17 protein-coding genes and 1 tRNA gene are annotated in these 19,461 nt (G+C 46.4%); 5 read left to right on the top strand and 13 right to left on the bottom strand.

What is annotated here, in order from left to right:
* The first annotated feature begins 250 nt into the window (after window positions 1–250).
* From E5329_RS06340 to E5329_RS06325, 4 genes are all read left to right on the top strand, one after another.
* Entirely contained in the window at window positions 251–943 is a 693-nt protein-coding gene (locus tag E5329_RS06340) for a response regulator transcription factor (protein ID WP_135988741.1), read from the top strand.
* A 159-nt stretch (window positions 944–1,102) separates the two neighbouring features.
* A complete protein-coding gene (locus E5329_RS06335) occupies window positions 1,103–2,023 on the top strand; it encodes an ABC transporter ATP-binding protein (RefSeq protein WP_135988740.1) in 921 nt (306 codons plus the stop codon).
* A complete protein-coding gene (locus tag E5329_RS06330) occupies window positions 2,020–2,805 on the top strand; it encodes an ABC transporter permease (protein WP_135988739.1) in 786 nt (261 codons plus the stop codon). Before E5329_RS06335 ends, E5329_RS06330 begins: the two co-directional genes overlap by 4 nt.
* Window positions 2,806–2,825: 20 nt before the next feature.
* Entirely contained in the window at window positions 2,826–3,779 is a 954-nt protein-coding gene (locus E5329_RS06325; RefSeq protein WP_135988738.1) for a sensor histidine kinase, read from the top strand.
* Between the two features lie 158 nt (window positions 3,780–3,937).
* Here the strand turns inward: E5329_RS06325 and E5329_RS06320 are convergent, their stop codons facing one another.
* Together E5329_RS06320 and E5329_RS06315 are read right to left on the bottom strand one after the other, a co-directional pair.
* On the bottom strand, window positions 3,938–6,211 hold the full coding sequence (locus E5329_RS06320) for a Crp/Fnr family transcriptional regulator (protein ID WP_135988737.1): 2,274 nt from the start codon (window positions 6,209–6,211) through the stop codon (window positions 3,938–3,940).
* Window positions 6,212–6,232: 21 nt separating this feature from the next.
* The gene (locus E5329_RS06315) at window positions 6,233–6,712 is read right to left on the bottom strand and encodes a DUF1700 domain-containing protein (RefSeq protein ID WP_135988736.1); all 480 of its coding nucleotides are present in this window, start codon (window positions 6,710–6,712) and stop codon (window positions 6,233–6,235) included.
* Window positions 6,713–6,888: 176 nt separating this feature from the next.
* On the opposite strand from E5329_RS06315, the gene E5329_RS06310 reads away from it, so the two are divergent.
* A tRNA-Arg gene (locus E5329_RS06310) sits at window positions 6,889–6,962 on the top strand.
* Window positions 6,963–7,090: 128 nt separating this feature from the next.
* On the opposite strand, the gene E5329_RS06305 is transcribed toward E5329_RS06310, so the two are convergent.
* The 11 genes from E5329_RS06305 to E5329_RS06255 all read right to left on the bottom strand — a co-directional run bounded on the left by E5329_RS06305 (window position 7,091) and on the right by E5329_RS06255 (window position 19,444).
* Window positions 7,091–7,726 (bottom strand): ABC transporter ATP-binding protein, encoded by a 636-nt coding sequence (locus E5329_RS06305; RefSeq protein ID WP_135988735.1) that lies wholly within the window; start codon window positions 7,724–7,726, stop codon window positions 7,091–7,093.
* Window positions 7,727–7,763: 37 nt separating this feature from the next.
* Window positions 7,764–8,588, bottom strand: coding sequence for an ATP-binding cassette domain-containing protein (locus E5329_RS06300; protein WP_135988734.1), 825 nt, complete (start codon window positions 8,586–8,588; stop codon window positions 7,764–7,766).
* A gap of 46 nt (window positions 8,589–8,634) precedes the next feature.
* The gene (locus E5329_RS06295; protein ID WP_135988733.1) at window positions 8,635–9,489 is read right to left on the bottom strand and encodes an ABC transporter permease; all 855 of its coding nucleotides are present in this window, start codon (window positions 9,487–9,489) and stop codon (window positions 8,635–8,637) included.
* A complete protein-coding gene (locus E5329_RS06290; RefSeq protein ID WP_135988732.1) occupies window positions 9,482–10,456 on the bottom strand; it encodes an ABC transporter permease in 975 nt (324 codons plus the stop codon). The genes E5329_RS06295 and E5329_RS06290 overlap by 8 nt, the downstream gene beginning before the upstream one ends.
* Before the next feature lie 15 nt (window positions 10,457–10,471).
* Window positions 10,472–12,124, bottom strand: coding sequence for an ABC transporter substrate-binding protein (locus E5329_RS06285; RefSeq protein ID WP_275443075.1), 1,653 nt, complete (start codon window positions 12,122–12,124; stop codon window positions 10,472–10,474).
* A gap of 332 nt (window positions 12,125–12,456) precedes the next feature.
* Window positions 12,457–13,395, bottom strand: coding sequence for a cysteine synthase A (gene cysK / locus E5329_RS06280; protein ID WP_135988731.1), 939 nt, complete (start codon window positions 13,393–13,395; stop codon window positions 12,457–12,459).
* A 278-nt stretch (window positions 13,396–13,673) separates the two neighbouring features.
* The gene (locus tag E5329_RS06275) at window positions 13,674–16,220 is read right to left on the bottom strand and encodes a response regulator (RefSeq protein WP_135988730.1); all 2,547 of its coding nucleotides are present in this window, start codon (window positions 16,218–16,220) and stop codon (window positions 13,674–13,676) included.
* A gap of 13 nt (window positions 16,221–16,233) precedes the next feature.
* Window positions 16,234–16,581, bottom strand: coding sequence for an Hpt domain-containing protein (locus tag E5329_RS06270; protein ID WP_135988729.1), 348 nt, complete (start codon window positions 16,579–16,581; stop codon window positions 16,234–16,236).
* Window positions 16,582–16,707: 126 nt separating this feature from the next.
* Window positions 16,708–17,256 (bottom strand): hypothetical protein, encoded by a 549-nt coding sequence (locus E5329_RS06265; RefSeq protein ID WP_135988728.1) that lies wholly within the window; start codon window positions 17,254–17,256, stop codon window positions 16,708–16,710.
* A 103-nt stretch (window positions 17,257–17,359) separates the two neighbouring features.
* Window positions 17,360–18,694, bottom strand: a complete 1,335-nt coding sequence (locus E5329_RS06260; protein WP_135988727.1) for a sensor histidine kinase — start codon at window positions 18,692–18,694, stop codon at window positions 17,360–17,362.
* A gap of 33 nt (window positions 18,695–18,727) precedes the next feature.
* Window positions 18,728–19,444, bottom strand: a complete 717-nt coding sequence (locus E5329_RS06255) for a LytR/AlgR family response regulator transcription factor (RefSeq protein WP_135988726.1) — start codon at window positions 19,442–19,444, stop codon at window positions 18,728–18,730.
* Between the last annotated feature and the right edge of the window lie 17 nt (window positions 19,445–19,461).

Raw genomic sequence — 19,461 nt, 5'->3', positions numbered from 1 at the left:
GCATTTTATGACAAGCTGTACTATAATAGCATTTGTAAGGAGGATTTCACCTTCTGAAATTTTTCTTACTAAGTTATACCCCTTATTAATTATTTATACTCCCCTCATGAAGAGACCAGTGGCTCCCCCGCTGGTCTCTTCTATTTTTATCTTATGGGAAAGACTGTGTTACTGTGAAATGTTAAAGTTCGTAACTTTCCTATCACCATCCTTCCCAATAAGGATAATTTCTGCAATTACGGAGGTCGCTATGCCATACAACATACTAATCATCGAAGATGAGCCGGACATCAATCTCCTGCTAACAAAAATCCTCACAACTGCCGGCTATACCACAGCCCAGGCTTATTCCGGCACAGAGGCCAGGCTTTTGCTGGAAAGGGAACAGCCGGATTTAATTCTGCTGGATCTTATGCTTCCGGGACTGTCCGGACAAGAACTGTTGTTTGAAATCCGGGAAACCATGCGCAGCAGCATTCCCGTGCTTGTTCTCTCAGCCAAAAGCTCCTTGAATGACAAAGTAACGCTGCTGACATCCGGCGCTGACGATTACATCACAAAACCTTTTGAACCAGAAGAGATTATCGCCCGAATTCAGGCTGCTCTCCGGCGAACCTTAAGAAACATACATTCGCCCGCCCTTTTGTCCTGCAAAAACCTTACCCTCTGTCCTGATACCCGGAAGGTCCTGGTCAACGGCACAGAGCTCTCTCTGACCGTAAGGGAATTTGACCTGCTGCATCTCTTCCTGCAAACGCCAGAAAAGGTATATTCCAGAGAACGCCTCTATGAACTGGTCTGGAAGGGCGGTTATTACGGTGAAAACAACACCGTCAACGTCCATGTCAGCAATCTGCGCAAAAAATTAAAGTCCGCCGACCCAAAAGAAGAATACATCCAGACAGTCTACGGAATCGGCTTTAAACTTTGCGAAACTTTATAACTTCTTTAAAAGTTCTTTATGACTAATTAAAACCTGAACCCTTATGATATAACGGTAAAAACCCTCGCCCTTCGCAGCAGTGACATGCCTTCCTCCCGCCGGAAGGCAGACTGTGCAGGAGACCAATTTAATAAGCAAATCCAACAGGGAGGAAATGCAATGAACAGAGAATACGTCATAGAGACAAAATCCGTAACAAAATCTTACGGCTCTCTCCTGGCTCTGGATGGGGTAAGCATCCATGTAGCCCGAGGGAGTATTTACGGGCTGATCGGCGATAACGGCGCCGGTAAATCCACCCTCTTAAAATTACTGGCAGGCCATATCTTTGCAGCTTCCGGTGAAATCCTGCTGTTTGGAAAAACTGGGGAAAAAGAGCTGGAACGCTGCCGCAGGCAAACAGGAACCATCATTGAACAGCCGGGATTTTTCCCAGGAATGACCGCAGAGCAAATGCTGGAATACTACCGCATCCAAAAAGGCGTGCCCGGCAAAGAAAAAATCGAAGAAATCTTAAAGCTTACCGGTATCTGGGAAAAACGGAAAAGCAAGTGCAAAACCCTTTCCCTGGGGCAAAAACAGCGACTTGGCCTTGCCATTGCCCTAATCAGCGAACCTCAGATTCTGATTCTGGATGAACCTATCAACGGGCTGGACCCCAGCGGCATTATTGAACTGAGAAACCTGTTCCATCGGCTGAACCAGGAGAAAAATATCACCATTCTGCTTTCCAGCCACATCCTGACAGAATTGCAGCAGACTGCCGATACCTTTGGATTCCTCCACAAGGGACGGATTCTGGAAGAAATATCTTCGGAAAAGCTAATGGAACAATGCAATGATTATCTGAATATTACAGTAACCGATCCTCAAAGCTATACCGTCCTGCTGGAAAAACACGCCCCAAAGGATTCCTGCCTGGTACTTCCGGATCAGAGCATTGAAATTACCAATCCCATGAGAAAACCAGAATTCTACAGCCAGCTTGCCGCAGAACACGGAATTCTTATCAAAAGCTTAGAACAGCGTCACGCTTCACTGGAGGAATATTTCATTAATTTAAAAGGAGTTAGCAAATGACAAATTACATCAAAAGCGAATGCTACAGAGTCTTCCACACCAAACCCGTATACCTGACCGCCCTGATTTTATCCGGCCTTACCCTTTTGTTTAATATGGTTCTCTTGCTGTTTCACCGCTATGCCCCGGACTTTTCCTACGCCACCACTTCCTTTTCCTATTCCAATCTGGTTAGTCAGCCTATGCTGTATTGTCTGATCGCCTTTTTCATTGCAGCAATTTTATATGAAGGAGAAAATAGAAACGGCACCCGAAAAAACAGCATCGCCTATGGAATTTGCCGCACAAACCTGTTCCTGGGAAAATGCTTGATAAGCCTGTTTACCGCATTTTTAATTTTGATTCCCACCATGGCCGTTTATGCCAGCAGCGCTTCCCTGCTGCTGCCCCGGCAGGGCCCTGTCACTATGCGGGATCTATTCATGGAAATCCCCGCAGTTTCTTTGGTAGCCACTTCTTCTGTAGTGTTAGGAATTTTTATGCTGGAACTGTTTGGACAGGTCATTTACAGCATTCTTGCATGGTATTTCATTATGTTCGGCATTCCGAAAATCATTTTTCTTTTGAGCATAAAGCTGGAGTTTCTACAAACTGCCGCCCTTTGGATGCCTGCTAATTTTTTCACAAATCTGGGGCACCCTGGGATGCAGGTCACAACAAAAACCTGCATTACCGTCTGGGATACCGGAGCCGGTATGGGCAAATGCCTGACTGCCGGAGGCATTGGAATTCTGCTGTTTAGTCTCTGGGCCATTGCTGCCCTTCGGAAAAAAGATACTTAAATCCACAGCAAGGAGGAGTTATGATCTATTTGCTTTTTGCCGTCCTGCTCTTTGCAGGCGGATACTTCACACTCCGCTGCTTTCTCATCAAACACGCACTGAAGGAAGCCTGCCGGGAATTGCAGGAAATCCAAAAAGATCTCAGCCAAAATCAAATCCTGCACCTGGCTACGCCGGATCAGGATTTGGAACATCTTCTGTGCGCCACTAACCGTATGCTGGAAGATCTGCGCCGGGAACGGCAGAATTATGAAAAACGCGAAAAACAATTCCAGCATCAGATAGAACAAATCAGCCATGACTTACGGACTCCTCTTACCGTAATTCTTGGTTACTTAAAATTCCTGAAACAGGCAGATGGCTCTGACGCCGCTGAAATTCTTGAAATCATCGAAAGAAAAACCTACGCCATGGAACATCTGGTATCTCAATTCTATGATTTCTCCCGTCTGTCCTCTCACGACTGCCAAATAACCTTACAGCAAGTGGACGCCGGCCGGATACTTCGGGAAGCGCTTTTGGATCATTATCAGATTCTGGAGCGCTCACAGATGGTCTTAGAACACACCCTGCCAACACATCCTGTTATGGCGCTGGGAGATCCCTGGGCGCTGGAACGGATCTTTGCCAACCTGTTTCAAAACGCCGGACGATATGGAACTGGATTTTTGAAAATTTCATTGGAAGAACAGCCGGGAAACATCTGCATCCAATTTACCAACGGCGCCGAATCCCTTCGGCCGGAAGATGTTCCCCATCTGTTTGAACGTTTCTATATGCAGGACTTTGCCAGGACGAAAAGCGGCACAGGGCTGGGCCTTGCCATTGCCAAATCTCTGGCCGAATCCATGAAAGGCTCTCTGACTGCCAGCTGCATTCCTGACGCCTCCGGCGTCTCCTTTCCTGCCTTCTGTGACGAGAAAACCTCTGATAAGCTTACGCTTACCTTCACGTTAACCTTAATGACAATTTGACTGGCAGAACGCGTTACCGTAATTTCAGATTCTGAGACGGAAGAAGCATTGTGGTGAGGCTGAGACAGAAGAAAGACTGCTTCATCTCAAACGTTTTTCAGAGAATGAAGCATAGCAATGGGGCTGTCGGAAAATAACAGCCCCATAACAGTTCTTCTTTATAGATCATAGAAATCTTTATTTGCCTGCAGTTCTTCTGTAATTGTGCCGCCCTTCTTCTGATATCTGTCATACCACAGCAGCATATGGCGGGCTTTCCTGTCCTTTAATATCTCGTATTTTTCAAACATTTCACGGTACATAGGATTTACTTTCAATTCCGTGCGGATTGCCTTATTAAAGGGGCAGTACCGGAAGATAATATCCCTTGATACCTTATTCAGACGGAAGCTTCCCTTAGATTCATACCGAATCCAGCTCTGGTAATCCTTTACAAATACCTCCCGATAATTATTCTTGGACTTGTAAAGGGCATTCTTCACCTTTTCCTTTGCATCTGCAGACAGGTCATGATTCTTCCGATAATACTGGATATAATCATTGTACTCGGAAGTCAGAGAAGCCTCCGTGATATCATTCCAGCGCACGCCCTGAATCTTTCTGCACATCTCCCAGCGGAACCGGCCGCATACCTCTACCATCAGTTCCCCTACATCTGTCACAGTCAGTATGGGGAAAATAAACCTTGCCTGGGTATCCTTCTTGATTCCCGCCGTCTCCTGCCACATCATTGCCTTGCTTCCTGCATTGGGCATCAGAATAATATAAGGAATCACTTCCTTCTGAATCATCTCCATATTGACTTCATGCTCCGGATCTGAGAATCCAACTTCCCGATAAAACAGGGAGAAATCAATCTTACGAATCTCATCTAACGCTTCATTGGCCTTTTCTGCCGTTATCAGCATATGCTCCACCGACCCGATAATATCGTCTTTATAGAGAATCGGGCAGAAGGTAGATATCTTTCCATAGGTGGCGCGATTCGTGGATACGAACATATTCTGCAGCTCGAACTTTAATTTCTCCTGATTATCCTTTGCCAGAATCGGCACCTGGGCGGCCGTAATCTTTCCGGTCTTTTTCTGCTCATTCAGATAACCGGTATAATCCATGTCAAATTCATTTCTGGAGGGTTCATTCTCTCCCCGATAAACACTCAGCAGCCAATCATATATGGTATACACGTTGGCCGCTTTGCAGCGTCTTATTCGGCCTGCCGCTTCAAACAGGCTGCGGGTATTTTCCTTTCCCGCCATCTCTTCATCCATAAATCCAAAATTCAGGAACATTTTCACGGAAGTGGGCATATATCCCCCCTTCAGCGAATGGAAAAAGCACAATTCATATATAGCGTAAAAATCATCCGTAATCTTCCGGCGGAGTCTGCGCACATCATCTGTCGTGGCAAGGATATCCGGCAAATTTTTGTATTCCTGGAGAGAAGACCGGAAGCTCTTTGCTTTTTCTTCCTGATATTCAGAATATTCCAGAATCTGTGACAGATAATCAATTTCCTCTTCATAAGGCTCTGCAATTTCTTCCTCCTGGCCGCCGTTTTCAGCCTGAACAGTCCGGGTGAAATCATAATTCTCATATTCAGCCAAATTGGAGTTTATCATCTGCTCCGGATAGAAACCGATTTTCCGTGCAAATTCCATTAACTCAGCAATTTTCTGCTGTACAGCACTGATATCAGCGCCGGTAAAAGCCGCCTTTTTCGCCAGCTCAAAATACATGCGGAACAGGTTTTCCGAAGTTCCTGACAAAAGAAGATCCTTATGTTCCCTCAGATAAGCTTTTATCACTCCCACCAGTTCCATAGACTTCTTCATCCAGCAGACTGCATTGGAAACAGCCCCCGTCCCCAGCACATAATCTCTGGCAAGCTGCTGATCCAATGCCTGCAAAGGCAAGGCGGACATACGTTCATAATATGCGCACACCCAGGGTTGTATCGGTTCTTCGATGTCAGCAGGGGCAAGAGAATTAAGTCTTGCAAGCTGCTTCTGAGGCATTCCAAGCTCCCCGCACAGCTTCTGATATTCTCCAAAGCTCTCTGCAAGAAAACGATAGAACTCTCTGGCCTTTTTATAAAATGTATCATACCGGCGTATCATCATATCTGCCTGATGAACCGCTCCCATGGCAAATACCGCCACATATTTCTCTTCCTCTGTAAATATCCTCTTATAATCATCTACCGTCCGATAGGGAAATGCATAAAGCATACAATCCGTTTCCGCCACATAATCACATACATAACTGTCCGAAAGGCTCTCCGCCAGTCCCACAATGCTCCCCGCATTCATGCGGAATTCATCATTCTCTGAAATTACCCGGACATTTCCCTGCAATATTACAAACAGACCCTTAAGCCTGTCTCCCTTTTTCAAAAAATGTCGTCCCTTACTTACTTTTACCGTTTCCATGGTCTCCTCCTGTGCTCCAATCTATCGTCTATTCCCAAAAAACAGTGAATACAACAGCCATATCAAAATAATCGGCACCATAACCGGCAGCAGAAAAGCTACCACATTTGCCACGATCACAATCACCAGAACTGCAATCAGAATCAAGAGTAATTTTCCATACCAGCTGTTCAGCTTCATCCTGCCCAAACGCACATCCCATCCATTCTGTTCCGAATAGTCTGCGCGGAATCCTTTCTCCGTTCCCGGCCCTGCAGCCTTATAATCCTCCGAATAGTACTGTCCCTGGGATGCTCCCGGCTTATCTGAGGTATCAATCAGTGTCTTTGCTATCAGCCTGGGATTGCCCAGCTGAGCTGTTACTTCTGACTCACTCTTTCCTTTTCTGGACTCTTCCATAATATAATTATCATAAAATCTCAGATTCTCATTTACTGACGCCTGATCCATCTCCCCTTGCAATGCAATCTGCAATTCATGTAAAAATTCCTTTTTCGTCATGGACGTTCTCCTACCTGTATGCTTTCTGTTTTATCCGATATTTTTCCAACTATCTGTTATTCTATCACACTATGATCTTTTTTTCACCACATTTCCCAAATTTTTTTCAAAAAATCTCTTGACAAATGCCGGAAACTGGAGTAAGATTATAAACGTTCCGAGCGAACATTTGTTATGTGTGTGTAGCTCAGCTGGATAGAGCACTTGGCTACGGACCAAGGTGTCGGGAGTTCGAATCTTCTCACGCACGTAGAATATCCCTTGAAGACGAAAGTTTTCAAGGGATTTTTTTATCTTATAGAAAACTGCTCCCCATTTCCTGTGAGAGAAAAACAATTGCCCACAGTCCTGCTGAATCAACCGGAACATTTTTCAAGTCTAGCATTGATTAATCTCCGACAAATCTACAATCCTGGTGCATACCCGCTTTGCCAACGCCCTGTTATGGGTAATAACAAGGAGCCCCATTCCCCGGCTTTGGGTTTCCTCCAACAAAATCTGCCAAATCTGCGCCTGGGTGATTACATCCAGCATCGTGCTGATTTCATCACAAATCAAAAATTTCGTCTCAGGCCCCAGTACCCGTGCAATGCAAAACCGCTGCAGCTCCCCGCCGGACAATTCAACGGGCCACCGGGTCATCCATTCCTCTTTGATTCCCATCCGTTTAAGCAGTCCTTCTTCTGGATTCCAGCATTCCCGAAGAATTTTATTCATCTTCCATCGGGGATTTACTGCCTGCTCCGGATGCTGTCCGATCATCTGGACAGGGCAGTAGCCGCTTCTCGGCAGTGGTTTTCCTTCCCAGAAAACTTCTCCTCTCTCCGGTATCTCATATCCCGCCAAAACACCTGCCAATGTGCTTTTTCCACAACCGGAGGGACCTACCAGCGCCACCCGTTCTTTGGCCTTCACCTGCAGAGTAACCCCCTGCAAGATCCAGGGAGAATTTTTTCGGTAGCGAAAACTAATCTGTTCTGCCAAAAGCGCAGGCGTTTCTTTTCTGTTCTGCATACATGCACCTCTTCCTTTTTTCAGTCATCTGCACTTTTTATACCCGTGAGCCAAATGATTCCGGCGCGCAAAATTCATTTTGGGGCAGCGCCTTTACAAACGCCCTGCTGTAAGGGTGGCCAAGCGCCTCTCCATCTCCAGCAAATGCCTCTGCCGGAACTGTCTCCAGTATGTCCCCTTCATAAAAAACAGCAATCCGATCCGCCATCTTAAGGGCCAGATCAATATCATGGGTAATTAAAAGCACGCCGCAGCCTTCCTCTGCCAGCTCCCGGAAATTCTTCATCGTTTCCCTTGCCAGCGTCTCCTGCAGCCCCGGCGTAGGCTCATCTGCCACAATCAATTTTGCCTGATTCATCACTGCGCCGGAAATCAGCACACGTCTTGCCATGCCGCCGGAGAGCTGGTAAGGATACAATTTTGCTACAGATTCTTCCAGCTGGTAACGGGCAAACGCCTGTTTCATTTTCGCCTGCCTGCTCCTTCTTTCCCGCCTTCTGCAGGGGCCCATCACCTGCCTGCCCACCTTCATCAGCGGGTCCAGATATTTCACCGACTGGGGGATAAAAGAAATCTCCTTCCCCCGCAATTGCTTCAGCGCCTTTTCATCCAGCCTCCGGCCGCAAAATTCCAGGGTTCCCGTCATATTCGCATTTTTCGGCAAAATTCCCAGAATTGCATGAGCCAGCAGGCTTTTCCCAGAACCGCTGGAGCCTGCCACCGCCACAATCTCCCCGGCATTTACCGTAAGAGAAAGCTGATGCACCATTTCCCTTTCGCGCCTTCGCATTCCGCCATCGTACATGGTAAAAGAAACACTCAAATCCTTCACTGCAAGCACCGGCTTATCTTTGTCTTTCATTCTCTGTCTCCTGCCTTTCACATGAACCCATCTTTATTTTTCCCCATTATTCATTTCCGCTGTTGGGATTCAGCAGCCGCTTCAGATTTTCTCCCGCCGCATCAAACAGCATCACTGCAGCCAGAAGCATCAGCCCTGGAAATACCGCCATCCACCATTTTCCGGTGGTGATATAATCCATGGACTCTGACAAAATCACGCCGATTGCCGGAATCTCCGCTGGAAATCCGAAGCCCAGGAAGGTAACGGCCGCCTCATGCATAATGGCGTGGGGAAACAGAAGAACCACTCCAATCAGATACACGGGAAGCACCTGAGGCACCATATGCTCTTTGGCCACCTGAAACCAGGTCTTTCCCATGCGGTAAGATGCCTGCACATACCGGGCAGAGCGGATTTGAAGCGCCTCCGCCCTTACCAGCCTGGTTAATTCCGGCCAGTGGGTCAAAGCCACCGCTGCGGTGACTCCCCTGCCTCCTCTTCCCATCATAAAAGAAATCAGAATCAGCAGAATCAAATGGGGGATCCCCATACATAAATCCACGCACCAGTTGACAAACCGATCTGCAATTCCTCCTTTTAAAGCTGCAGTGAGCCCCAATGCCAGCGCAATCAAAGAACTGACTGCCGAAGCCAGAGCTCCCACTGCTATACTGTTGGAGAGCCCTTTGATACTTCTAAAAAACATGTCCCTGCCCATGTAATCTGTTCCAAAGGGATGCTCCAGACAGGGCGCCGTAAATTTCGCACTGTAATTAATTCCATAGCGTTCCGGACTCATCAGCATGCCCGCCGCCAGAACCGCCAATAAATATACAAATGCCGCTCCCACAGTAAACAGTATTTTTCTTCTCCGGTTCCAAAAAATCTCTGGTTTCCTACTCACTGATTTCCTACTCATGAGAAACTCCCTCCCTGATTCTGGGATCTACGATGCCGTACAGGATATTTGCAATTAAATTTCCTGCAAAAACAAAGATGGCGCTGAATATTGCAATTCCCAAAAGCAGCGGCACATCTCCCCCAAGCCCTGCGGCAGTCACCGCACTTCCGATTCCCGGATAGGAAAATACCGTCTCTGCCAACGCAATTCCACCGAACAATTCACTGAAGGAGGCAAACTGCACCGTAATTGCAGGAATCGCAATATTTTTGATTCCATGGCCTTTCACAATCTGCCAGACACTTTCTCCCCTGGCTCTGGCATACAGAATAAATTCACTGCCCAGAATCTCCAGCAATTTCTGTCTTGTATACAATGTTATTTTCCCAATTCCCAGAATACTCAAGGTAACGGAAGGCAGCACCAGATGGTGAATCCGCTCTCCCACCGTTACCTCGGAGGCTACTTTTCCCATAGGCGCCGCCAGTCCAATGGGAAACCAGCCCAAATTTACCGCAAAAATGCTGAGCATTAAAAGCCCCACCCAAAAGGTCGGAGCCGACTGGAACGTCAGGCAGACCATTTTCAAAGTCTTATCTAAGACGCTGTCCTTACAGACGGCCGCCCCGATCCCCAAAAGAAATCCCAGAATCCCGGAACTGAGCCAGGCAATCAGCATCAGGGCCAGGGAATACCGAAACCTTTCTTTGATTACTGTCAGCACCGGCTGTTTGTAGACAATGGATTCTCCAAAGTCTCCCCTGAGAGTATTGCCTGCCCAGGCCAGAAACCGCTCCAGAGGCGGTTCATTCAGGCCCCAATATTCTGCAATCTCTTCTTTCGCCTCTTCAGAAATTGTGGAATTTGTTCCGATATAAGCAGTCAGTGGGTCCACAGGCGACTTTGCCATCATCAAAAATGACAAGATGCTTATGGCAATCAGCAGAGTAACCATGCGGACTGCCTGGAATATAAATTTCTTCATGGAATTTCCCTTCTTTTATTCTTTGATTTTCCAGTCTTTCAGATTGCAGATAATCGGTATCCCATGTCCATGGGGATGGGGAATCTGAGTATCCGCAGAAATATCCAGCCGGTCACTGACGAAATAGCAATGTTCAATATTCACAAGATATAAATAAGGATAATCTCCGGCGTACACATTCTGCACTTCTTTCCATGCTGCAACGGCTTCCGCCTGACTATTGGCTGCAATGGCTTCTTCTATCAGCCTGTCTGCTGTTTCATTCTGATAGCCGCTGGGATTGCCATAAGTTTGGGTGATAAAATGCTCTGACCGAAACTGGTTGTCAATCACCATGGGGCTGTATTGGCCGAACCCCCATACCACTCCCTGGGTATAAGATTTCACTGCAATCTCATCCCATGTGGTCTGCTTTACCTCAATGGAAATCCCAAGTTTCTGTACATCCTCCGCCACTGCCGCTGCCAGCAGATAGCGATCCGGCTCGTCTGAAGGCGTGTAAATCTCAAATGCGCATGGTATTCCATCTTTTTCGCGGATTCCATCGCCATCCGTGTCAATCCAGCCGCTTTCTTCTAAGATTTGCCTGGCTTCTTCGGTTTTGGAATCTTCATATTCTTTTGTATTTCCCCAAATTAAATTATCCGTCCATCCCTTTGCCGGCCTGCCTACGCCGTTAAAAGCATTGTCAATGACTTCCTGGCGGTTCACTCCAATAGATAACGCTTTCCGTACTGACAAATCAGAGGTAACTGGATTTCCAACAGCTATCTCTTCTCCGTCAGCCCCTGTGAGCATCTCCGGCTCCCGGCAGGGAAGGCTTATATTCCTCACATCCATAGTCTCTAATCTCTCCGCATGCATTCCCTCTATTGTTTCTGCTACATAGGAAGGCTGTACCATTACCACATCCAATTGGCCGGATCTGGCATTGGAAAATGCAGCCTCATTGTCCATATCCACAAAAGTCACCCTTTGAATCTGCGGCGCCCCTTCAAAATAATCTTCGTTTGCTTCCACAATCAATTGCTGATCCATATCGTACTGAACCACTCGGAAAGGGCCTGTTCCCACCGGCGTCCGGTCGTAGGAATCGCTGTCATACCCATCGGAAGGCACAATCCCAAGCTGAGCGGTACTGTCCAGAAATGGAGAAAAATGCTCCTTTAAGGTAAACTGTACCGTATACTCATCCAAAGCCTCCACCTGAGCCACCTGAGACAAATCCACCTTCTCATTTTGTCCCTGATTTGCCATCACCGTTTCATAGGTAAACACCACATCCTCTGCCGTCAAACCAGAACCGTCCTGAAAATGGATTCCCTGTTTCAGCTTGTATGTATAGGTCAGCGCATCCTCAGAAATCTCCCAGCTTTCTGCCAGATCCCCTTCATACTCCGACTGTGCATTTACCCGTACCAGGGCGTTGTAAATGAAATCATATCCATAGGCAAAGCCGCCCTTCACCGGGTCCAGAGAGCTGTCCCAGAATCCATGCCCCACATAACACACAATACTGTCAGCGGAATCTTTCTCTTTCTCTTTCTCTTTTCCTTTCCCATTGCAGCCTGCCAGCATTCCGGCCGATATCAGCGCAAGGCAGCAGAGAATACACGCTTTTTTCATCCAGAAATTTATCACACAAAACACTCCGCAGCTTCTCTTCATCTTTCAGTTTCCTCTCTTTTGCTCTTTTCTTTCATTTAAAATATTTCATATTTTATCACAACAAAAAAAAGGAGGGAAGCCTCCTGGGGGGATGTTTCACCGGACATATCTGAAGAAGAAAACTGGCGTTTTACATAATCAATTCTCAGACATGCCCGGAAACAAAGATATTAAACAATGCTGATACAGCCATACTGATACATGGAACTATGCCCTTGAGCCAAATGATTTGCCAACCGATTCCCAAGGTTTCAGGAAAAACAGCAGATCATTGGACAAATAAGTATGCTCCCGAGCAGAACGCTGGCCATCAGCTGCAGCACAAGCGCTGATCAGCTATTTTGAAACAACGGAGTAGATAAATACCTGTCTCCGGAATCCGGAAGCAATGCAACGATTGTCTTTCCATGATTTTCCGGTCTTCCAGCTAAAATTGCCGCCGCTTTTAAAGCTGCTCCTGATGAGATGCCCACCAGAATCCCTTCACTTTCTGCAAAAGCCCTTCCCTCTGCAAAAGCCTCTTCGTTCTCTATGGCAATCACTTCATCATATACCTCAGTATTCAAAACCTCCGGCACAAATCCTGCGCCGATTCCCTGGATTTTGTGCGGACCTGAATTTCCTTTAGAAAGCACTGGACTTCCGGCAGGTTCCACTGCCACAACCTGTACCTTCGGATTTTGCTCCTTTAAATATCCCCCAACGCCTGTAATCGTTCCTCCGGTTCCGACGCCTGCCACAAAAATATCCACCTTTCCCTCTGTCTGCTGCCAGATTTCCGGTCCCGTTGTGGCTTTGTGAACTGCCGGATTTGCCGGATTCACAAACTGACCCAGAATCACTGCACCTTCGATTTCATTTCGCAGTTCTTCTGCCTTGTCGACTGCCCCCTGCATGCCTTTGGACCCTTCCGTCAGCACCAGCTCTGCTCCATAAGCTTTCAGCAGATTCCTCCGTTCCACGCTCATCGTCTCCGGCAGGGTCAGAATTGCCCGATATCCCTTAGATGCCGCCACAGATGCAAGGCCAATGCCTGTGTTGCCGCTGGTAGGCTCAATAATAGTTGCTCCTTCTTTTAAGATCCCTTTCTTCTCAGCATCTTCTATCATTGCCAGCGCAATACGGTCTTTTACGGAACCGGCTGGATTGAGATATTCCAACTTAGCAAGTACGACTGCATCCGTAATGCCTGCCTTTCTCATATATCCATTCAGTTTCAGTATCGGAGTTCCTCCAATTAATTCCAAAGCGCTTTCTTTAATTTGACTCATGACTCCTGCCTCCATTATCTTTTTCTTATTTCCTACTTTACTACTAGGATTAATATGTTTTAGATTATACTACCGCATTTTCTAATTGTCAATCACTTTCACATTATTTTTTCCGGATTCCCAGAAAGCCTGTTCCATCAAACAAAGCGGACAAGTCGGGAGCAGCTCCCTCAATTCCCCAATTCTCAGGGACTTGGCTGCTTTAGGCGCCGGGCACAGTGCCCCTAGTAACAGAAAAGGCCGCATCGGCGACTTTCATCTCCGATACGGCCAATCTTTTATGATTCATTCAAATACTTCTGTAACGTCCGCATACATTCTTTCAAATCAATTGGTTTTGCAATATGCGCGTCCATACCTACCTCCAGACAATGCTGTGCATCATCGGAAAAAGCATCCGCCGTCATGGCGATAATCGGAAGTCCGTTATCGCTCCGCTCCAGGCTGCGGATAGCAACTGTAGCATCATACCCGTTCATCACTGGCATACGGATATCCATCAAAATTGCATCATAGAATCCAATCTCAGAAGCTTCAAATTTCTCCAGGCATTCCTTTCCATTGATGGCGCGTTCCAGCACCAGTCCCACAGAACTTAAAATCTCGCTGATAAATTCCCAGTTCACATCAATATCTTCCGCCAGCAAAATATGCTTGCCTTCAAAATCTATTTCCGCTTCCTCGCTCTCATCCTCATAAGCTTCGCCTTCCATGTACTTCTTCAGATACAGATACAGCGTAGACTTAAACAGCGGCTTGGAGATAAATCCTTCAATCTCTGATGCATCCACCTCTTCCTTCAGCTCACTCCAGTCATAGGCAGAAATCAAAAATGCAGGTATCTTATTGCCGTCTGTCACGTTCCGCATTTCACGAATCACTTCGATTCCGTTCATATACGGCATTTTCCAATCTACCAGCACAAAATCGTAATCATTGTTCTGCAAATGGCGATCCTCAATCATACGGACTGCCTGCCGGCCGTCCAACGACCATTCTGTATGTACGCCCAGCTCTTGTAAATTGGCAACTGCGCTGGTACACAACTGTTCATTGTCATCCACCACCAGCACATCCCAATGCGGCAGCATCATATCCCTCTCATCTATCTCAGACTTCTTCAAATCCAGAGTGATATGGAATTTGCTTCCCCGCCCCTGTTCACTGGTCAATACAATGGTGCCTTTCATCAAATCCACAATGGCCTTAGTAATAGACATTCCCAATCCGGTTCCCATAATCTTAGCCACCTGATCGGAATTCTCCCGCTCAAAGCTGTCGAAGATTTTCCTCTGGAATTCCTCAGACATTCCAATTCCCGTATCCTCCACAATAAAATGGGTGCGCACGTAATTTTCGTCTTCCGGAGATTCCTCCTGATACAAATGCACATCAATCCTGCCTTCCTCCGGCGTAAATTTCACAGCGTTTGACAGAAGGTTTAAAAGCACCTGATTCAGACGTACCGAATCACAGAATACATCTTCCGCCAAAATAGACTGAATAAAAATATCGAAATACTGACTTTTGGCTTTCACCTGAGGCTGCATAATATTTACAATATCGTCCATAGCTTCCCGCAGGGACATCTGGTTCATATTCAGCGTCATCTTGCCGCTTTCAATCTTGGACATGTCAAGCACATCATTAATCAATCCCAGCAAATGCTTACTGGACAGCTTGACTTTACTCAGACAATCCACCACTCGCTCCGGGTCCTTAATATTCTTCAATGCAATCTCCGTCATTCCAATAATCGCATTCATAGGCGTCCGAATATCATGGCTCATACTGGACAGGAACTCACTTTTCGCTTTATCCGACTGAATAGCCTTCTGCTTAGCGTCGTTCAGTTCTTCCATCTGACGGATGGAGAACCGGAAATACAATAAAAACACAATGGACATGGCCACCAGAATCATAACGGAAGACCCAACCATAATTCCGATGCGCTGAATATCCAGGCTGCTGATAGGCGCGTCCATAGCTTCGCTTCTCATAACGGTAACCAGATACCAGTCATGAGCTTCTGAAATAGGCGTACAGTAAGTATACCGCTTCTCTCCATTAATGGTTACAAGCTTAGAATAAGAGCTTCCTGTTTTCATTGCCTCCTTAAGCTCTTTCACATACTCCTCCGCGCTTCCCTTATGATCCTTCGCTTCTGCCAGAATCCGTTCAAAATAACTCTCCCGGAACGCATCTCCGCTTCGTATCACAAAGTTTCCATTACCGTCGATAATATGAGAATAGACCAGCGTCTCTTCAGAATCCAGAAAAAGAGCCTCTTTCAAATATTCCATGGGAACTCCGGCAATCAACGCAGTGCTTGTTCCGCCGTCTTTCATGGGATATTCCGCTCTTTTTCCCAGGATGAGCATCCGTTCGCCATTCTCGTTCATTCCCATTGCCACAATATTTCCATCTTTATTCAGGGAACGAAGCACAGCCTCCTGAGAAACCTCCACCGGTTCTCCATAAATCGTCTCCAGCGTTCCGTCTTCCGAATACAGCCCAAGGAAGCTAAATTCCCTGACTTCTCCGCAAAGGGTAAGATCTTCTGTCATCTCAGACCCATAGGCTGCCGTTTCCGGCGGCACCTGCCGGATCAGCCCCTGTACCTGTTCCAATCGGAGTCCCACCACTGTAGTAAATTTCTGACCCAGCTGCGTATTCATCTCAGACATATATATCTCGCTGATTTCATCAATCGTATCTTCTGTCCGTTTGCCCATAATCAGAACAAGCCCGATAAATACTACAACGCATACGCTGATTACACTGACAAAGCTGTTCCTTAAAAAGTTCTTAATATTCTTCTCCATCGGCCCCTCCATATTATGAATTATCTATGGCGCTTATAATCTTCTCCTGGACAGGCAATACATTTACAAGAACCTCCCGGGCTTCCTCAGGCTGATCATTCCGCAAAAGCCTTACAATCTCGCTGTACGCCTCATATACCGGAGTTACAGACAGATTCCCGGAAGCTCCCTTAATAGCATGCGCCTTTTCTATAATATCCTCATAGTCTGTGTTATCAAAATCAGGCTCAAAAGAATAATTTTTCATCATTTTTGTAAAAGTTCCCAACATCTTTTTATAAATGGCAGTATTGCCTCCCAAACGCTTTACTCCCTCGTCTACGCTCACGCCCAGTTCTCTTAATTCATCAAGTAGATTCATAAAAATAACTCCTTTTTCTCTGTAATATCAATGTTTTTATTGTAACATATTTCAATTCATATCGCAACCTGTTTGTTCATCCATTTAAAATAAGAAAAAAGAATCCTGCTGTACAGGATTCTCCTCTTATACGGATAGATTGATATTTCCTTGCATGGAAACCACCAGTCCGGAATTTCCTTCTCTGGTATAAACTACTGGCTTCAGCTCTGGCAGCTGGCCGCGCTTTTCTTCTGATACCGAATGATTTCCAGTGCCCTTCAACGGAACCGGTTTCATTCCGCCGTCCGAAAGCTGCTGGCCTTCTTTGCTGATTTCCAGCGTATCCGATCCCGGACTTCCCCATTCCGTTGTTGTTCCTTCCTCTGTCTGCTTTGCAGCTTCCTGGATTCTTTCTTCCTGTTCTAACCGGTCTTCCCGGCATTTCTCAATCAGCTTTTCCTGATCCCGCTGTTCCCGCTCCGCCGCCTCTTTTGCATCTTCCTTCATGCCTTCTTCTGCTTCCACCTGATATTCCTTGGCCTTTCCTTCAAAATCTTCCATGTAGCCCATGGCCCGTTCCATGACTCCCATATCGCCCCTTCTCCTTGCGTCCTTATACACTCTAAAGGGCGTTTGCAGCAGATTATGATTCGTATGGGCTCCGGTTAGACCTTCTATTGTTTTAATATGCATATTCAAACCTCCTGTCTCTGTATCCTGAATTCAGTGTCTACTCCTTATCTCGGAGCCTGCAAAAGGCTGTATTAGCATCTTGTCTTAAGAGGTTCAATGCCTGTTATATCCGGCGCAGCGCTGGAAGCAGAACCGAAATGGCAAATGTCCGATCCAAAATTTCCATATTCACTGCCCCATTGTACTTCTTTACCGTCTCCTTTACATTATATAACCCTATTCCCCGTTCTTCCAGAACCACCTTTAAAACGCCTGGAATCTCCTTTGCATCCGTGCTGTTTTTCACTTCCATCAGAAAGAAATCCTTCACGATTCCAGACTGCACCTCAATCCACCGCTCTCCCTCTGATTTCTCACAGGCTTCAATGGCGTTATCCAGAATATTTCCAAGCATCACACAAAAATCAAAATCCTCCACTTCCAATTGCTTCCCAAGCTGCATCTGGCATTTCCAGGAAATGCCTGCCTCCTCTGCCCTCTGCCGTTTCTGGTAAAGCAATGCATCCACCACCTGATTTCCCGTATTTTCCTCTGTCTCATCCAACGCTCCGGTTTCTGTCATTTTCTGCAGATACCGCTCCATCTTCTCCCATTCCCGGCTTTGCAGCAATCTCTGCAGGCTAATTACGTGATTCTTCATGTCATGCCTGAGCCGCTCCATCCGCACATACTGTTCTTCCAGCATTTGGTAAGCCCCAACCTGTCCCTGATACTGCTCTTTTTTCTTCTGTTCCCGGTAGATCCGCTCCATGCCGAACACAAAAAAAATTCCGCTGCAAATACACAAAAACGCCAGCGCTGCATCTGTGCCTAAACTGAATAACTGGTTTTGATACAGGCTCCGGTTTTCCTCGCCCCGGAACAAAATTCCCCTTGTGGCGCCCCATTCCAGAATATCTTCCAGCACAATCAGCACAATCAGCGGAAATGAAAGAGAACGATACCAGCTTTTTATTTTTAATTCAAAAACAGAACGCAGCGGCTGCGCCAGCAGACACACTGCTGCTGTCGCCGCAGCAAATTCCAGAAAAATAATTCCAAGCTCTGCCCCGCTTCCCGGAACGATCAATGGCTCCTGCCCTATCAGTCTCAAAAATATCAGCGCCAGAATCGAACAGACGCTTCCAACTGCCTTCCTGGTAAGTCTTGTCAGGAATAGATACACTGCAGCAGCCAGTATTTTTTTCTCCCATTCTGCCTGAAACAGCAGCACAACCGCCCCTGCAAAAACCAACTGTGTCAGCGCTGCCCCGGCGAGATAAAAACCTCTCTGGCAAATAAGATTTCCGATAAGATAATTGAAAAATACTGCTATATCAAATAATACAGCAGCTCTCTTGGCACATGCCAGATACCTTTTACAGAAATAATGTGCCAGACCGGTAAATCCTGCAGAGCATATCACTATGCTCCACAATTCCAAAGCTTCCTGTTTCACAATATCCTGCCCTTCTTTTCCATAATTCTGATTCTATCGCATTCCGCCCTTTTCTTTCATAAACCGAAGCATTTCCTGACAGAACTCTTCATACCTCCGCCTGGAAATCAGAATTTTCTCTCCGGAATCCAGCATTGCTTCCTGTCTGTTATAGCTTCTGACACAATTCAGATTCACAAGATAACTCTTGTGGCACCGGAAAAATCCTTTTCCCTGCAGCTTCTGCTCTAATATGCCAATTTGTTCATAGAAATCAAATATTTCTTCCGTCTGATGGGCGTAAATCATCCTTCCTCTGATTTCAAAATAAGAGATCTCTGCCAGAAACAGCTTTTTCTTCTCCCTCTGCCGGCTGACTATAATAAACTCTTCGGACCGACGCTCCAGCTTTCGGACTGCCCGCTCCAGAACCTTCTGCAGCTTTCCCTCCTCCATCGGCTTCACCAAATACCAGAAGGCCTCCACCTCATAGGCGTCAAATACATATGCTTTACTGGATGAAATAAAAACAAGAATTTTCCCGGCTGTTTTCTGCCGGAATAATTCTGCCGTCTTCATTCCATCCAGCTCTTCCATAATAATATCCAAAAATACAAGATCAAATTCCTTCGCGGCTCCGAGCAGCTCTTTTCCGCTGTGAAATTGACGCACCATACACGGCACCTGCATCTCATTCAATATTGATTTGATTGTACCTGCAATCTGGCTGCACTCTAATACTTCATCGTCACATACCGCAATGGAAATCATAAGAATACCTGCCTTTC

The sequence above is a fragment of the Petralouisia muris genome (assembly GCF_004793545.1).
Classification (GTDB): Bacteria; Bacillota; Clostridia; order Lachnospirales; family Lachnospiraceae; genus Petralouisia; species Petralouisia muris.
Note: the sequence above shows the minus strand (reverse complement) of the source record. Positions and strands in the feature narration are given on the sequence as shown.

Bases quoted from the DNA above. Each gene is read 5' to 3' on its own strand.
- E5329_RS06315 (WP_135988736.1), bottom strand. From the start codon at position 6,712: ATGACGAAAAAGGAATTTTTACATGAATTGCAGATTGCATTGCAAGGG.
- E5329_RS06335 (WP_135988740.1), top strand. From the start codon at position 1,103: ATGAACAGAGAATACGTCATAGAGACAAAATCCGTAACAAAATCTTAC.
- E5329_RS06305 (WP_135988735.1), bottom strand. From the start codon at position 7,726: ATGCAGAACAGAAAAGAAACGCCTGCGCTTTTGGCAGAACAGATTAGT.
- E5329_RS06275 (WP_135988730.1), bottom strand. From the start codon at position 16,220: ATGGAGAAGAATATTAAGAACTTTTTAAGGAACAGCTTTGTCAGTGTA.
- E5329_RS06285 (WP_275443075.1), bottom strand. From the start codon at position 12,124: ATGAAGAGAAGCTGCGGAGTGTTTTGTGTGATAAATTTCTGGATGAAA.
- cysK (WP_135988731.1), bottom strand. From the start codon at position 13,395: ATGAGTCAAATTAAAGAAAGCGCTTTGGAATTAATTGGAGGAACTCCG.
- E5329_RS06320 (WP_135988737.1), bottom strand. From the start codon at position 6,211: ATGGAAACGGTAAAAGTAAGTAAGGGACGACATTTTTTGAAAAAGGGA.
- E5329_RS06290 (WP_135988732.1), bottom strand. From the start codon at position 10,456: ATGAAGAAATTTATATTCCAGGCAGTCCGCATGGTTACTCTGCTGATT.
- E5329_RS06265 (WP_135988728.1), bottom strand. From the start codon at position 17,256: ATGCATATTAAAACAATAGAAGGTCTAACCGGAGCCCATACGAATCAT.
- E5329_RS06300 (WP_135988734.1), bottom strand. From the start codon at position 8,588: ATGAAAGACAAAGATAAGCCGGTGCTTGCAGTGAAGGATTTGAGTGTT.
- E5329_RS06340 (WP_135988741.1), top strand. From the start codon at position 251: ATGCCATACAACATACTAATCATCGAAGATGAGCCGGACATCAATCTC.
- E5329_RS06255 (WP_135988726.1), bottom strand. From the start codon at position 19,444: ATGATTTCCATTGCGGTATGTGACGATGAAGTATTAGAGTGCAGCCAG.
- E5329_RS06270 (WP_135988729.1), bottom strand. From the start codon at position 16,581: ATGAATCTACTTGATGAATTAAGAGAACTGGGCGTGAGCGTAGACGAG.
- E5329_RS06295 (WP_135988733.1), bottom strand. From the start codon at position 9,489: ATGAGTAGGAAATCAGTGAGTAGGAAACCAGAGATTTTTTGGAACCGG.
- E5329_RS06330 (WP_135988739.1), top strand. From the start codon at position 2,020: ATGACAAATTACATCAAAAGCGAATGCTACAGAGTCTTCCACACCAAA.
- E5329_RS06325 (WP_135988738.1), top strand. From the start codon at position 2,826: ATGATCTATTTGCTTTTTGCCGTCCTGCTCTTTGCAGGCGGATACTTC.